This window comes from Bradyrhizobium sp. HKCCYLRH3099, assembly GCF_051167855.1.
In the GTDB taxonomy this organism is placed as follows: domain Bacteria; phylum Pseudomonadota; class Alphaproteobacteria; order Rhizobiales; family Xanthobacteraceae; genus Bradyrhizobium.
Map to the genome: position 1 here is coordinate 979,516 of NZ_JBNPTW010000001.1, position 14,089 is coordinate 993,604.

Genomic DNA, 14,089 nt, shown 5'->3' on the forward strand with positions numbered 1-14,089 from the left:
CTGGGATCGTGACGTCGGCGCGATCGTGCAGAACAACGCGTCCTGGAAAGCAATGCCAAACAACAGCGCCCAACGTTCGCCCCGGTACGATTTCGGTTCGCAGTATGGAGACGCCCCGCCGCTCGCCCATGTGGCCGTCAAGGTGGCTCCCGCCAAGTATCAGCCGGCGGCGCAGCCGGGCAGCCGCAGCACCGGACGGGCGGAACGGCGGTTCTGGCTGACGATGCAGACGGTGATGCTGGTCGTCGGCGTTCTCCTGGTGAACCTGCTGCTGTTCTTTCCAGCGCTCGGCATCGCCTTGATGTGGAATCTGCTGATCCCGGTCGCGCCGGCGCTGGTGACGATCTCGCCGGGCCTGTGGCGCAACATCTGTCCGATGGCGACGTTTCATCTCTTGCCCAACAAGATGGGCATCTCGCAGAACATCCGCATGCCTGAATGGGGCGCGGCGACCTTGGCGGTGGTCAGCGTGACGCTGCTGTTCATCGTCGTGCCGATGCGGCGCATCGGCCTGAATGTCGATGGCCCGCTGACCGCGCTGATGCTGCTGTCGGCCGCGTTCATGGCGTTCGCGATGGGCTCGGTGTTCGAGATGCGCTCGGGCTGGTGCACGTCGCTGTGCCCGATCCATCCCGTCGAGCGCCTCTATGGCACTAATCCGGCCCTCACCTTCAAGAACGCCCGCTGCAATATCTGCGAAGCCTGCAGCAATCCCTGCCCCGACTCCACGCCCGAGCTGACGCCGACCGCGGGCGTGCCGACGAAAGTCCAGCAGTTCCTCGGCAACTTCCTGATCGGCAGCTTCCCCGGCTTCGTCTGGGGCTGGTTCCAGGTGCCGGACTATCCACCACAGCAGGTTGGACAGGCCGAGATCATCTCGGCCTATGCGTGGCCGTTCGTCGCTGCGATCATCAGCTACATCATCTTCAAGATCGGTGAGCACGTCTTGCGCTACAAGCCTGCCTCGCGCACACGGATGCACCGCATCTTCGCGGCCACCGCGATCAGCACCTACTATTGGTATCGCCTGCCCGGCCCCGCCTCGCTGCTGCCGGACTGGTTTCCGCTGGTCTCGCATCTCGTCACGACGCCGTTCTTCTTCTGGTTCCTGGTGCTGCGCAATCCGAAGGTAAGCTGGCTGAAGCGGCCGGTGATGGCGTCGAACTACTGGTCGAGCCGGTTCGAGAGCACGGCCAACAAGAACCTGATCCGCGTCTCGCCCGGCAAGGCCTGATCCCGCGGCGTCACGACAGCCCACACCGTCAATAGCGTATCGAGCGAGGAGTTGATCATGTCGAACTTCAGGACCGTCACCGTCAAAGGCCGCCAGTTCCGCCTTCGCGCGGGCGACGTGCTGCTCGACGGCGCGCTCGCCAACGGCGTCGAGATTCCGTTCGACTGCCGCGCGGGCACCTGCGGCACCTGCATGGTTCACGTCGCCAAGGGACAGACGGTATGCGGCGAGACGCATACACAAGGGATGATCTATGCGTGCCAGGCGCGCGTCGTCTCCGACCTCGACGTCGAGGTGGAGGACGTGCCGGAGATCGACATCAGCAAGGCGCGGCTGGTGGGCCTGCGCGAGGTCGCGCCCGATATCATGGAGCTGATGATCGCGCCGGAGAAGAGCATCAGCTATCTGCCGGGCCAGTACTTCAAGTTCACCTTCGCCGGCTATCCGGCGCGCGCCTACAGCCCGACCGCCTCATTCGACGGCCGCATCGGCGGCCGTGTCATCCATCTCAACATCAAGAAGGTGCGCGGCGGCCGCGTCACGCAGGCGCTCGGCAGCGGCATCCGCCCCGGGCATCGGCTGCGCATCCAGGGGCCGTATGGTCATGCGTTCCTGCGGCCGGGCGGGGCCGGCCGTCTGGTGCTCGCTGGCAGCGGTACCGGCTTCGCGCCGATCTGGGCGATCGCGGCGATGGCGCTGCGCGAGAACCGCAGCCGGCCGATGGTGATCATCGCCGGCGCCAAGAAGCTGCCGCAGCTCTACATGACGCCGATCCTGGCGCAACTCGCGCGGCTGCCGAACGTCACGGTGATCCCGACGGTCGAGGAAGGTCCGGTCAATCATCCCTCGATCCGCACCGGACGGATCGAGCCGGCGATGCCGACGCTGACCGCCTCCGACGTGGTCTATGCCTGCGGCTCGCCGCGCATGGTCACCGCGCTCGCAGGCATGGTCGAGAAGGCCGGCGCGACGTTCTACGCCGATCCGTTCGAATCCGCTCCGCACGAAGCGCCATCCGGCATCCTCGGCCGCATCAAGACACTGGTGGCGCGGCGTCCCGCCGAGCCGGAGCCGAGCCGCGACAGCGGCAAGGGCCACGATGCCTCGCTCGATCCGTTCGCCCGCGCGCTGTCGCTGGTGCCGAAGGACCCGATCGAGGACGACATGGTCCTGCCCCGTGTTGCCGAGCCCCGCCGCAGCACGGCCGCCGAACGCGACCACGCGCTGTCGCTGGTCCGCGAGCGCGCGCTGGGCGAGCAGGTCTCCGAGCGTCCCCGCCGCGCCGCGGGGCAGATGGCGTCGGGGCATGCGTGAGGCGGCGTATCGGCATTGCTAGTTCGACAACGATTTTGAAAGCGAGGCGACGTCGCAGTTGGGCCCCTGTCTCTCCACATCGTCATGGCCGGGCCTGTCCCGGCCATCCACGTCCTACGGTGTGCTCGGAACGACGTGGATACCCGGGACAAGCCCGGGCATGACGGAGTAACCCAACTTACAGCATCGCTCGTCGCGACAGCTCAGGATTTCCATATGCGGCAGCCCTGCATGTGTCAGGGGGGCAGCAGCGGCAACTCCAAACCCGCTGTCACTCCGGGGCGCTCGCAAGAGCGAGCGAGCCCGGAGTCCATAACCACGAGCGGACGTGACAGGCCACGTTTGTCGCCCGAATCGCCTTACTCACGAGCGCTGCTGCGTATGGATTCCGCGCGCGCTGTCGCGCGCCCCGCAATAACGACCAGTTCTGGAAGGCTGCGCGCCGATCAGCGCGCACTAAGTGAGGCTGCGTCTGTCAATGCCGATGTGAAAACACAATGGCTCATGTTCATCGCTTCTCGGCGGACCGGCAGTCCCTCGCCGCGCGCTACTTGGCGAGAGCGTCCCGCCTGGAGAAATCACGATCGGCATGGCGAATTTGGATCAGAGCCTTGTTTCCTGCAGTCGCAGCGTGATTGGTCTATGATGCGGATCGATTAGCAGCATGCTTCTTCGGCACTTGCCATCCGTTCAGCAAGCAATGTAGCTTTTCGGACTACGTGTAAAAGGACGATTTCTGATGAGACGTTGGACTGTTGCCCTCTCGTTTTGGCTGCTTGCGTTCATACCAATTCTGTCCACAAAGTCGGTTGCAACCGAAATTGTTGCTCCTAAAGGCAGTCGCATCGGAATCGAACTTCCGGCCGGCTTCGCTGCTTCGTCCAGCTTCACCGGTTTCGTCGCTCCCGCCCAAAAGGCATCGATTGTCATGACGGAGATGCCAGCCGGTGGATTTGAGCAGATCCGCCGCGGCCTATCGTCCGGCGCGATGGCCCAACACGGCATGCGCCTGCTGGCAACTGAGCAAATCGACAAGTTTCCTTACGACCACCTGATGGCACGAGCAGAGCAGCCTGTCGGCAGCGAGGTTTATGACAAATGGCTGCTCTTCTTCGACGCCAAGGATTTTGTCGGATCAGTCACTGTTACGGTCGCCAAATCACCCGCCGCCGGTCTGACGGACGCTGCCATCCGCACCGCCTTGGCGAGTGTGCGCATCGCCACTGCGGCTTCGGTCGATCCGATCGCGGCGCTGCCGTTTTCGGTTCAACCGACATCGCGCTTCAAATATCGCTTACCAGTCAGCGGACGATCCTTGATGCTCAAAGAGAGCCCGCCGCCTCCGAACGGACAGATCGACGATGCGGTCTTCATCACCACGTTGGCCGGCGACGCGCCGGTCGCCCCTGCAGATCAACGGCAATTTGGCGAGAATCAGTTTCTGACGTCTCGTGCAATTTCCGACAAGAGCATCTTGAGCGGAAAGCCCGTTGAGGTCGCAGGTGTCGCCGGATTCGAGTTCCTAGGGCGGGGTAAACAGTCCGGCGGCCAGCAGCGAAGCTACTTGATTGTTGTTCTCTATCCTGGCGGACGTCCGGTCGTGATGATGGGCTCCGCTCTTTCCGAGCGGTTTGACGCCATCGCGCCTGAGTTTCGTACCATGGTCGACAGCTTTCGAGCCAAGTTGTAACAACCGCGCGCAAATGACGAGTTGCCTGTCACTGCATGGGCCTCACTCATCATTGCCGCGGCGTATGGATTCCGGGCTCGCGCTGTCGCGCCCCCCGGAATGACACCGAGTTTGTGGAAGCCGCCGTACCTCAGATCAGCTTCCGCCGCGCGAGACTCCGCATCAGCGCACTCACGCCGAACGTCCAGGGCTCGCATTCGTCGCTGTTGCGCATGCGGTTGACGAGGCGGCCGAGCTGGGGGGCGGAGATGGTGACAATGTCGTCGCGCTTGTGGGTGAAGCCCTGCCCTGGCGCATCGCGGTCCTTGACGGGTGCGAACATCGTGCCGAGGAACAGCGCGAAGCCGTCCGGGTACTGATGCACGGCGCCGATGGTCTGGGCGACGAGATCGGTCGGATCGCGGCTGATCTTCGAAATCGAGGAATGGCCGTCGAGCACGAAGCCGTCGCTGCCGGTGACGTTGAGCGCGACGTCCATCTTGCGGACGTCATCCAAGGTGAATCTCTTGTCGAACAGGCGCAGCAGCGGGCCGATGGCGCAGGAGGCGTTGTTGTCCTTGGCCTTGGACAGCAGCAGCGCGGAGCGGCCCTCGAAGTCGCGCAGATTGACGTCGTTGCCGAGCGTGGCGCCGACGATCGCGCCCCGGCTCGACACCACCAGCACGACCTCCGGCTCCGGGTTGTTCCAGGTCGATTTCGGATGCAGCCCGGCATCCATGCCGGTGCCGACAGAGGAGAGCGTCGGCGCCTTGGTGAAGACCTCGGCATCGGGGCCGATGCCGACCTCGAGATACTGGCTCCAGGCGTTCTGTTCGATCAGCACCTGCTTGAGGTGCATCGCCTGCTCCGAGCCCGGCTTGAGCTTGGAGAAATCGTCGCCGACCAGGCGCACCACCTCTGTCCGGATCGCCTCGGCCGAGGCCGGATTGCCGCGCGCGCGCTCCTCGATCACGCGCTCCAGCATCGAGATCGCGAAGGTGACGCCGGCGGCCTTGAGCACCTGAAGGTCGACGGGGGCCAGCAGCCACGGCTTGGCCGGATCGCGGCGGTCGGGCGGCGTGTTGGCGAGGATGGCGGCCAGGTCGCCGATGCGATCGCCTTTCATCGCGTTGAGCGCCGCAGCGGGATCGTCGTGCTCGCAGAGCGCGGTGACGGTCGGGAAGGCCGAGGTGACGTCGAACACGCCATCCGCGCGCACAGCGACCACGGCCGGGCCGTCGGCCTCGGGGCGCCAGACCCGGCCGACCAGCGTGCCGCTGGCGCCGTCATCAGGCAATACGGTCTCGGGCGTCAGATCGATCATCGCGGCGTGCTCCCCATTGTTCTTGTTGCTCGGGAGCAGAGGTAGCATCGGCCGGAGCCAACTCCAAGCCACACGCTCCGTCATTCCGGGGCAAGGCCATAGGCCTTGAACCCGGAGTCCCGAGATGAGGCGCGGGAGCAAGACAAGCGCGAAATTCCGGGTTCGAGGCCTTCGGCCTCGCCCCGGAATGACGTGGGCTTAACGTCTAAGGATTCGGCGAGCTTTCGCCGGCCACTTGCAGAAGTTGCGAGCGGCGGACACGCTCGCGATGGGCGGTGTAGAGGCCGCTGGAGACGATGAAGGCGGCGCCGACGATGGTCCAGACATCCGGCAGCTCGCCGAACACCAGGAAGCCGAGGATGCTGACCCACAACAGCTGGGTGTAGGAGAACGGCGCCAGCACCGAGGCGTCGGCATAACGGAAGGCGAGCACGACGATCCACTGCCCCATGGTCGAGGCGACGCCGACCAGCACGCCGAAGCCGATGTCCTGCCAGGACGGCGTCACCCAGACGAACGGCACCATCGCCGAGAGCAGGCAGACGCCGGCGATCGACGAATAGGTCATGATGGTGATGGCATGCTCGCGACCACTCATCATCCGCGTCATGATCAGGGTGCAGGCCCAGGCGAAGGCGGACGCTATCGGGAACAGCGCGGCGAGATGGAAGGCGCCGGTACCCGGGCGCAGGATGATCAGCACGCCGAACAGGCCGACGGCAGTCGCGATCCAGCGGCGCAGGCCGACCTTCTCGCTGAGGAAGACGATCGACAGCGCGGTCACGAACAGCGGCGCGACGAAGCCGGTGGCAGAGGCCTCCGCGATCGGCAGATAGCGCAGGCCGGAGATGAACATGATCGACGAGCCCAGCAGCGCGACGCCGCGCAGCAGGTGGAACCCGACCCGCTCGGTGCGCATCGCAAACAGCGGCGAGGCCGGGATCATCGCGGGCACCATGATGAGCGCGAACACCACGAAGCGGATCCAGGTGATCTCGATCGACGGCAACGTCTTGGAGAGATATTTCGCCGTGACGTCCGAGGTGCCGAGAAACACGGTCGACAGCAGGATCAGCGCGATACCGCGGAACGGGCGGTCGGCGCGTGCGGGCGCACGCTTGGGCGAAGCGGCGGGCTTCTGCTGCACGGAGGTCGGCACGTCGTCGAGTCGCGCGGCGGCTGCCGCACTCGGGGGCGGGGTCACGGTCGAACTCGAAAGGTTGAGAGACGGAACGATTCGGTGAGAGGCGACAAAACGCCAATCACGCCGTGGCGACAACCCGTTGAAAGCGGGCAGCATCTATGCGCTGGTCGCGCCGGAGTAGCAAAAATCCGTAATACTCCGTGATGCTGCGCTACAGCATCGGCAATCCCCGCGGCTTCGGCCCGCGCGGAAAGGCGCGGTCGATCGCGGCAATGTCGGCCGCGGTCAGCTCCACGTCGCCGGCGGCGGCATTCTCCTCGGCGTGTTCCGGGCGCGAGGCCTTCGGGATCGCGAGCAGCGAGGACGCGCGGGTGAGGAAGGCGAGCGCGATCTGCCGCGGTGTCACCTGGTGCTGCTCGGCGATGCGCTGCAGCACCTCGCCGCCGGGACTGCGGCGCTCGGGGAAGTCGTCATGGCCGAACGGCGAATAAGCGACCACCGCGACGCCGTGCTGGCCGCACCACGGAATGACGGCATGCTCGATGGCGCGCTCCTGCAGATGATAGAGCACTTGGTTGCAGGCGATCTTGCCGGGGCCTGCCACGTCGAGCAGCTCGTCGAGATCGTCGACGTCGAAATTGCTGACGCCCCAGGAGGCGATCTTGCCGGTGGATTTCAGCTCCTCGAATGCCGCGACCGTCTCTTCCAGCGGATAAGAGCCCGGCCAATGCAGCAGGTAGCAATCGAGACGGTCGGTCTTGAGCCGCGTCAGCGAGCGCTCGCAGGCCGTGATGGTGCCTTTGCGCGACGCGTTGCTCGGCAGCACCTTGGAGACCAGGAACACCTCGTCGCGGCGGCCGGCGATCGCCTCGGCGATGACGAGCTCAGCGTCGCCATACATCTCGGCGGTGTCGATATGCGTCATGCCGCGGTCGAGCCCGCGCTGCAACGTGGCGATGGCGCGCTTGCGGTCGGCGTGGTCGAGATACCAGGTGCCCTGCCCGATCACGGACACGCCGGTGCCGCCGGTTCCGAATGTCTTGTGCTTCATGGAGGGGAGCATAGAGGATGCGGTGCGCGACGTCGATCACCGCACGCCGTCATTGCGAGCGCAGCGAAGCAATCCAGGATGGTGGACGGGACTCTGGATTGCTTCGCTTCGCTCGCAATGACGAGGGCTGCGCCCTCGTCTCAGGGTCGTCGATCGAGGCTAGCTCGCCACCTTCACTGCATCAGCCGCCTGCGCCGGCACCTGCGCGATCAGGCGCTTCATCTCGGGGATGCAGGAGCCGCAATTGGTGCCGGCCTTGAGCTGCGCGCCGATCACCGCCGGCGTGCGGGCGCCCGACGCGATCGCGTCGCAGATCGTGTCCCGGCCGACGCCGAAGCAGGCGCAGACGATCGGGCCGCCGCCCGTGCCATCCGGCGCCCGCCCCGACAGCAGCATGCGGCGCTGCTCGTCGTCGAGGCGGTCGGCAGCGAACATGGTCTTCACGACGTTCCAGTCGCCGGCATCGTGGCCGGGGCCGACGAACACCGAGGTCGCGATGCGGTCGCCGTCGAACGACGCGGCGCGATAGACGCCACCGCCGACATCCATGTAGTCGGCGACATCGTCGGTGGCGCGCGCCTTGAACCAGCCGGGCCAGCGCATCAGGTCGCCATTGTCGGCGAACAGATAGCCGAAGCCGCCCGGAACGGTCGCGCGCACCCACCATAGATTGGACGGCAGCGCGAGTTCGGTGCGAGACAGGATGAAGCCGCGGAAGACGTACTCGTAAGGTGAGATCGCGGCCGGCGTCGCCTTGGCCTCGGGCTGGCCGGAGAACGGATCGGTGTGCGAGGCGACCAGCGCGCCGACGCGGCCATGCGAGGAGTTGCTCGCGTTCCAATGAATCGGCGCGAACAGCATGCCGCGCTGCTGGCGCTCGCTGACGACGACTTTCAGGATGCACTGTCCGTGCTCGGTCGTGACCTTGGCAAAGCCGTCATGCATCAGGCCGTAGCGCAGCGCGTCGTCCGGATGTACCTCGACGAACGGCTCCGGCAGGTGGGCGCCAAGACGCGGGCTGAGGCCGGTGCGCGTCATCGTGTGCCACTGGTCGCGGATGCGGCCGGTGTTCAGCCGCAAGGGACGCGCGGCATTGGTCTCGCTGCGCAGCGCCGGCATCTCCGGCGCGACGAAGCGCGCCTTGCGGTCGTGGGTGTAGAAGGCGCCGTCGGCGAAGAAGCGCGGCTCGGGCGTCTTGCCCGCGCGCACCGGCCACTGCAACGGCGCCATCGTGTCGTATTCCTCGTCCGACAAGGTCGAAAGACCGCCGATGTCGAAATCGCGGCTGCCCTCGTTCTCGAACGCCGACAGTGCGGCGTGCTCGCGGAAGACGTCGGCGGCGGAGGTGTAGTTGAACGCGGCGGCGTGGCCGAGCCGCTTGCCGACCTCGCTGAGGATCCACCAGTCGGGCTTGGCCTCGCCGGCCGGCGTCATGAACGCCCGCTGGCGCGAGATGCGGCGCTCGGAATTCGTCACGGTGCCCGACTTCTCGCCCCAGGCCTGCGCCGGCAGCAGCACATGCGCGCCGACATCGACGGTGTCGTTGGAGCGGACGTTCTCGGAGACGACGAACAGTTCGAGCTTCTTCAGCGCCGTGCGGACAAGATCGGCATCCGGCAGCGACACCGCCGGGTTAGTACCGATCACCCACAGCGCCTTGATCTGGCCGCGCGCGATCGCCTCGAACATCTGCACCGCCTTCAAGCCCTCATGGGTGGCGATATCGGAGGCCTTCCAGAAGCGTCTGACACGATCGATGTCCGGCGGCGTGAAGCTCATGTGAGCGGCGAGCTGATTGGCGAGACCGCCGACCTCGCGGCCGCCCATCGCGTTGGGCTGGCCGGTCAGCGAGAACGGCCCCATGCCGGGCTTGCCGATGCGAGCGGTGGCGAGATGGCAGTTGAGGATCGCGTTGACCTTGTCGGTGCCCTGCGCCGACTGGTTCACCCCTTGCGAATACAGCGTGACAGCCTTGGGCGTGTCGCGAAACAGCTTGAAGAAGGCGGCGACGTCGGCCTCCGACAGGCCGGTTGCCAGCGCGGTCGCAGCGGCGCTGCCGGCGAGATTGCGGGCACGCGCGAGCGTTTCGTCGAAGCCTGACGTGTGACACGCGATGTAGTCGCCATCGAGCGCGCCGCTGTCGGCGAGATGCACCAGCAGGCCGGAGAACAGCGCCGCGTCGGTGCCGGGCTTCAGGCCGAGGAACAGGTCGGCTTCGCTCGCGGTGTCAGTGCGGCGCGGATCGATGACGACGAACTTCGCGCCGCGGTTCTGCTTGTTGGCCAGCATGCGCTGGTAGAGCACCGGATGGCACCAGGCGGCGTTGCTGCCGACGAACACCAGCAGATCGGCCTGGTCGAGATCCTCATAGGTGCCAGGCACGGTGTCGGCGCCGAACGCGCGGCGATGGCCGGCGACTGAGGACGCCATGCACAGCCGCGAATTGGTGTCGACATTGGCCGAGCCGAGAAACCCCTTCATCAGCTTGTTGGCGACGTAATAGTCCTCGGTCAGCATCTGGCCCGAGAGATAGAACGCCACCGCATCCTCGCCGTCGCGCGCGACGATGTGCTTCAGCCGCGTCGCGACGTGGTCGAGCGCGTCGCTCCAGGCCACCCGCTCCATGCCGTGCTTGCAGCGGACCATCGGATGGAGCAGCCGGTTCTCGAGGCCCAGCGTCTCGCCGAGCGCCGAGCCCTTGGAGCAAAGCCGGCCGAGATTGGCCGGATGCACGGGATCCCCGGAAATGGCCGCGCCGCCGCTGCCGTCGGGCGTGGCGAGCACGCCGCAGCCGACGCCGCAATAGGGACAGGCCGTGCGCACCGTGCGCAATTTCGGATCAATGCTCGTCATCGTGCGAGGCCCCTCTCTCACGCTGCCTTCGGCCGCGTCCTCACGCGGCCGAACATCATCTCGGTCCGGATCGATACGATCGGTTCACGGTTGCGGATCAGATCGCGATACCAGAGCGCATCCTGCGTGTCGCCGATCAGCACGACGCCGGTCAGGCGCCCGTCGGCGATGACCAATTTCTTGTAGATGCCGCGCCTGGCGTCATTGAGCACGATCGCCTCGCTGCCCTCGGCGCCGACGAAGTCGCCGGCGGAAAACACCGCGACGCCGGACACCTTCAGATTGGTCGACACCACGCTGCCGCAATACGCCGCCTTGCGGCCGGCAAGATGCCGGGCCAGCACCCGCGCCTGCTCGTAAGCGGGCTCGACGAGACCGTAGCAGGTACCGCGATGCTCGGCGCATTCGCCCAGCGCGAAGATGCCGGGTGCCGAGGTCTGCATGGCGTCATCGACGACGATGCCGCGATTGACGGCGAGCCCCGCCTCCTTGGCGAGTGTCACGTTGGGCCTGATGCCGGCGGCGAAGATCACCGCGTCGGCAGCGATGCGCCGCCCACCGGCGAGCTCCACGCCTTCGACCCGGTCCTCGCCGTGGATCGCCGCCGTGCTCGCCTGCAGCAGGACCTCGATGCCCTTGCGCTCGACCAGCACTTTCAGCAGCGCAGCTGCGGGCGCATCGAGCTGACGCTCCATCAGGCGGTCCATCAGGTGCAGCAGCGTGACCTGGGCACCGGCCCGCGCCAGGCCATAGGCGGCTTCCAGCCCGAGCAGCCCGCCACCGATCACGACGACGCGCCCCTTCTTCGCGGCGAGGCTGAGCAGCACGTCGGTGTCGCGGCTGTCGCGAAACGTGTGCACGCCGGCCAGATCAGCTCCGGGCACGGGCAGTCGCAGCGGCAGCGAGCCGGTCGCCAGAACGAGACGCGAGAACGCGACGTTCTCGTCGTTCTCGATCTGCAGCTCGCGGCGGCCGACATCGATACTCGTGACGCGCGCGCCGTACTTCAAGGTTACGCCGCGCTCGCGCCACCACTCGGCCGGCTTGAGCTCGATCTCGTGCGAGGCCGCCTCGCCCGCCAGCACCGAGGACAGCAGCACGCGGTTGTAGGCGAGCCGCGGCTCCTCGCCGATCACGGCGATCGCATAGCGGCCGAGCGCCGTCCGCGACAGCTCCTCGACCAGCTTCGCAGCGGCCATGCCGTTGCCGACGATGACGAGCGGCTCACTCAATGCGCTTACTCCGCAGCCTGCGCCTTGCCATAGGCCTCGGCGATCATGAAGCCTGACAACGTGCCATAGGCGGCGGTCCAGGCATCGGCGACGTCGGGCGTCCAAGCCGCCCCCAATCCCTTCTCCAGCGTCCACAGCAGCGCGGAGCCAACCACCGGATAGTGCTCGGGCTTCGCGCCATAATCGACGTGGCGCTTGGCGAGCGCGCTCGCGGCCGGCAGGATCGCCGGCAGGTTCGACAATCCGTTCACGACCACAGCCAGCGTCGCCATCAGCTTCTTGCGCTGGTCGGTGAGATCGTCGGGAAACATCGCGCGCACCTGCGGCGCGACCTCGAACAGGCGGTTGTAGAAAATCACGGCAGCCTGGTCGGAAATCGGGCCGACCTTGGCAAAACTCTCCTGGACCAATGCGATCTGAGACGGCGTCATGGGAAATCCTTTTGCTGAAACGAGAACCCGTTAGTCGCCGGAGGCGGAGAGCGGTTCGATCCGCTCTCCGATTCGGTCATGCAATGATCAGGCCGCCTCAACGAAGCGGTGCCGCTCGTAGAGGAATTCGAGCACGCGCTGGCGACACTTGACGTAGGTGGCATTGGTCGCGAGCTCGAGCCGCTTGCGCGGGCGCGGCAACGCGACCTCGAGCACCTCGCCGATATGGGCGCTGGGACCATTGGTCATCATCACGATGCGATCCGACAACAGCACGGCCTCATCGACGTCGTGGGTGATCATCAGGATGGTGTTGCCGAGCTTTTGGTGCAGCGCCATGACCGAGTCCTGCAGATGCGCGCGCGTCAGCGCGTCGAGCGCGCCGAACGGCTCGTCGAGCAGCAGCACCTTCGGCTCCATGGCGAGCGCACGCGCAATGCCGACGCGCTGCTTCATGCCGCCGGAGATCTCGTTCGGACGCTTGTCCTTGGCATGGGCCATCTGCACCAGGTTGAGATTGTGCATGGTCCAGGCGTCGCGCTCGGCGCGCGTCTTGGTCTTGGCGAACACCTTGTCGACGCCGAGGCGCACGTTCTCATAGACCGTGAGCCACGGCAGCAGGCTGTGGTTCTGGAACACGACGGCGCGGTCCGGTCCCGGCGAATTCACCTCGCGCTCCTCCAGCAGCACGCCGCCAGTGGTGGCCTGGGTGAGGCCGGCGACGATGTTGAGCATCGTCGACTTGCCGCAGCCGGAATGGCCGATGATCGAGACGTACTCGCCCTTCTCGATCGTCAGGTTGATGTCCTTCAGCACCTCGGTGGTCGCGGCGCCGCGGGTGAAAGTCTTGTCGACGTGGTCGAGCTTCAGATAGGCCATGATGCTGTCCCTCTCAGTTCGTCGCGGTGCCGCGGGTGACGATCTTGCCGACGACCGCGATCAGGCGGTCGAGCACGAAGCCGATGATGCCGACATAGAACAGGGCGAGAATGATCTCGCTGATATGCGAGGAATTCCACGCGTCCCAGATGAAGAAGCCGATGCCGACGCCGCCGATCAGCATTTCCGCCGCCACGATCGCGAGCCAGGACAGGCCGATGCCGATGCGCAGGCCGGTGAAGATGTAGGGCGCGGCCGCCGGGATCATGATCTTGGCGAAGAACTCCAGCGGATTGAGCTGCACGACGGCCGCGACATTGCGATAGTCCTGCGGGATGTTGCGGATGCCGACCGCGGTGTTGATGATGATCGGCCACACCGAGGTGATGAAGATGACGAAGATCGCCGACGGCTGGCCGTCACGGAACGCGGCGAGCGACAGCGGCAGCCAGGCGAGCGGCGGGATCGTGCGTAGCACCTGGAAGATCGGATCGAGCCCGCGCATCGCCCAGACCGACTGGCCGATCAGGGTGCCGAGCGCGACGCCGACGATTGCGGCAATGGCATAGCCGATCGCCACTCGGCGGAGACTGGCCTCGAGATGCCAGAACAGGCCCTTGTCGATGCCGCCGTGATCGAAGAACGGATCGAAGATCAGCTCGCGGGTGTCGGAAAACACGCGCGATGGCGGCGGCAATGCCGAGCCGGCGCGGCGGCACAACAGCTCCCACACGATCAGGAACAGCGCCAGCACGATCAGCGGCGGCACGATGCGCACCGCGGCCTCGCGGGCCATCTTCACATAGCGCTCGGCGCGCGGCTGCTGCTTCGGCGTCATCGTCACGATGGACGCGGAGGTTGATGGTGACGCTGCAGGCACGATCTTCGGAGCGTGATCATTGGTCAACGCTGGCATGGACATCGGAAGCCTTTCTCCGTGCAATGAGAGGGGCCGCGC

Annotated in this window: 11 protein-coding genes; 3 read left to right on the forward strand and 8 right to left on the reverse strand. The window is 66.0% G+C overall.

Going from position 1 to position 14,089, the window contains the following annotated elements; all coding sequences use genetic code 11:
* Positions 1–130: 130 nt before the first annotated feature.
* The 3 genes from ACQR1Y_RS04525 (at position 131) to ACQR1Y_RS04535 (ending at position 4,238) form a co-directional block, all read left to right on the forward strand.
* Entirely contained in the window at positions 131–1,234 is a 1,104-nt protein-coding gene (locus tag ACQR1Y_RS04525; protein WP_434894297.1) for a ferredoxin, read from the forward strand.
* A 57-nt stretch (positions 1,235–1,291) separates the two neighbouring features.
* Entirely contained in the window at positions 1,292–2,548 is a 1,257-nt protein-coding gene (locus ACQR1Y_RS04530) for a 2Fe-2S iron-sulfur cluster-binding protein (protein WP_434875254.1), read from the forward strand.
* A gap of 739 nt (positions 2,549–3,287) precedes the next feature.
* Entirely contained in the window at positions 3,288–4,238 is a 951-nt protein-coding gene (locus tag ACQR1Y_RS04535) for a hypothetical protein (RefSeq protein ID WP_434875253.1), read from the forward strand.
* 130 nt (positions 4,239–4,368) lie between these two features.
* On the opposite strand, the gene ACQR1Y_RS04540 is transcribed toward ACQR1Y_RS04535, so the two are convergent.
* The 8 genes from ACQR1Y_RS04540 to ntrB all read right to left on the reverse strand — a co-directional run bounded on the left by ACQR1Y_RS04540 (position 4,369) and on the right by ntrB (position 14,053).
* Positions 4,369–5,541 (reverse strand): fumarylacetoacetate hydrolase family protein, encoded by a 1,173-nt coding sequence (locus ACQR1Y_RS04540; RefSeq protein ID WP_434875252.1) that lies wholly within the window; start codon positions 5,539–5,541, stop codon positions 4,369–4,371.
* 205 nt (positions 5,542–5,746) lie between these two features.
* Positions 5,747–6,700, reverse strand: a complete 954-nt coding sequence (locus ACQR1Y_RS04545) for a DMT family transporter (RefSeq protein ID WP_434857225.1) — start codon at positions 6,698–6,700, stop codon at positions 5,747–5,749.
* Positions 6,701–6,896: 196 nt separating this feature from the next.
* On the reverse strand, positions 6,897–7,736 hold the full coding sequence (locus ACQR1Y_RS04550) for an aldo/keto reductase (protein WP_434875251.1): 840 nt from the start codon (positions 7,734–7,736) through the stop codon (positions 6,897–6,899).
* Between the two features lie 159 nt (positions 7,737–7,895).
* On the reverse strand, positions 7,896–10,589 hold the full coding sequence (locus ACQR1Y_RS04555) for a nitrate reductase (protein ID WP_434875250.1): 2,694 nt from the start codon (positions 10,587–10,589) through the stop codon (positions 7,896–7,898).
* A gap of 17 nt (positions 10,590–10,606) precedes the next feature.
* Positions 10,607–11,821, reverse strand: coding sequence for an NAD(P)/FAD-dependent oxidoreductase (locus tag ACQR1Y_RS04560; protein WP_434875249.1), 1,215 nt, complete (start codon positions 11,819–11,821; stop codon positions 10,607–10,609).
* Between the two features lie 5 nt (positions 11,822–11,826).
* Positions 11,827–12,252 carry a globin family protein gene (locus ACQR1Y_RS04565; RefSeq protein ID WP_434875248.1) on the reverse strand — a complete coding sequence of 142 codons (426 nt, stop codon included), beginning with the start codon at positions 12,250–12,252 and terminating at the stop codon, positions 11,827–11,829.
* 87 nt (positions 12,253–12,339) lie between these two features.
* Positions 12,340–13,134, reverse strand: coding sequence for an ABC transporter ATP-binding protein (locus ACQR1Y_RS04570; RefSeq protein WP_434857226.1), 795 nt, complete (start codon positions 13,132–13,134; stop codon positions 12,340–12,342).
* A 10-nt stretch (positions 13,135–13,144) separates the two neighbouring features.
* The gene (ntrB, locus tag ACQR1Y_RS04575; protein WP_434856588.1) at positions 13,145–14,053 is read right to left on the reverse strand and encodes a nitrate ABC transporter permease; all 909 of its coding nucleotides are present in this window, start codon (positions 14,051–14,053) and stop codon (positions 13,145–13,147) included.
* Between the last annotated feature and the right edge of the window lie 36 nt (positions 14,054–14,089).

What these genes read in the sequence shown, in the direction of transcription:
- ACQR1Y_RS04530 (WP_434875254.1), top strand. Translation starts at nt 1,292, where the DNA reads ATGTCGAACTTCAGGACCGTCACCGTCAAAGGCCGCCAGTTCCGCCTT.
- ACQR1Y_RS04535 (WP_434875253.1), top strand. Translation starts at nt 3,288, where the DNA reads ATGAGACGTTGGACTGTTGCCCTCTCGTTTTGGCTGCTTGCGTTCATA.
- ACQR1Y_RS04540 (WP_434875252.1), bottom strand. Translation starts at nt 5,541, where the DNA reads ATGATCGATCTGACGCCCGAGACCGTATTGCCTGATGACGGCGCCAGC.
- ACQR1Y_RS04550 (WP_434875251.1), bottom strand. Translation starts at nt 7,736, where the DNA reads ATGAAGCACAAGACATTCGGAACCGGCGGCACCGGCGTGTCCGTGATC.
- ACQR1Y_RS04555 (WP_434875250.1), bottom strand. Translation starts at nt 10,589, where the DNA reads ATGACGAGCATTGATCCGAAATTGCGCACGGTGCGCACGGCCTGTCCC.
- ACQR1Y_RS04565 (WP_434875248.1), bottom strand. Translation starts at nt 12,252, where the DNA reads ATGACGCCGTCTCAGATCGCATTGGTCCAGGAGAGTTTTGCCAAGGTC.
- ntrB (WP_434856588.1), bottom strand. Translation starts at nt 14,053, where the DNA reads ATGTCCATGCCAGCGTTGACCAATGATCACGCTCCGAAGATCGTGCCT.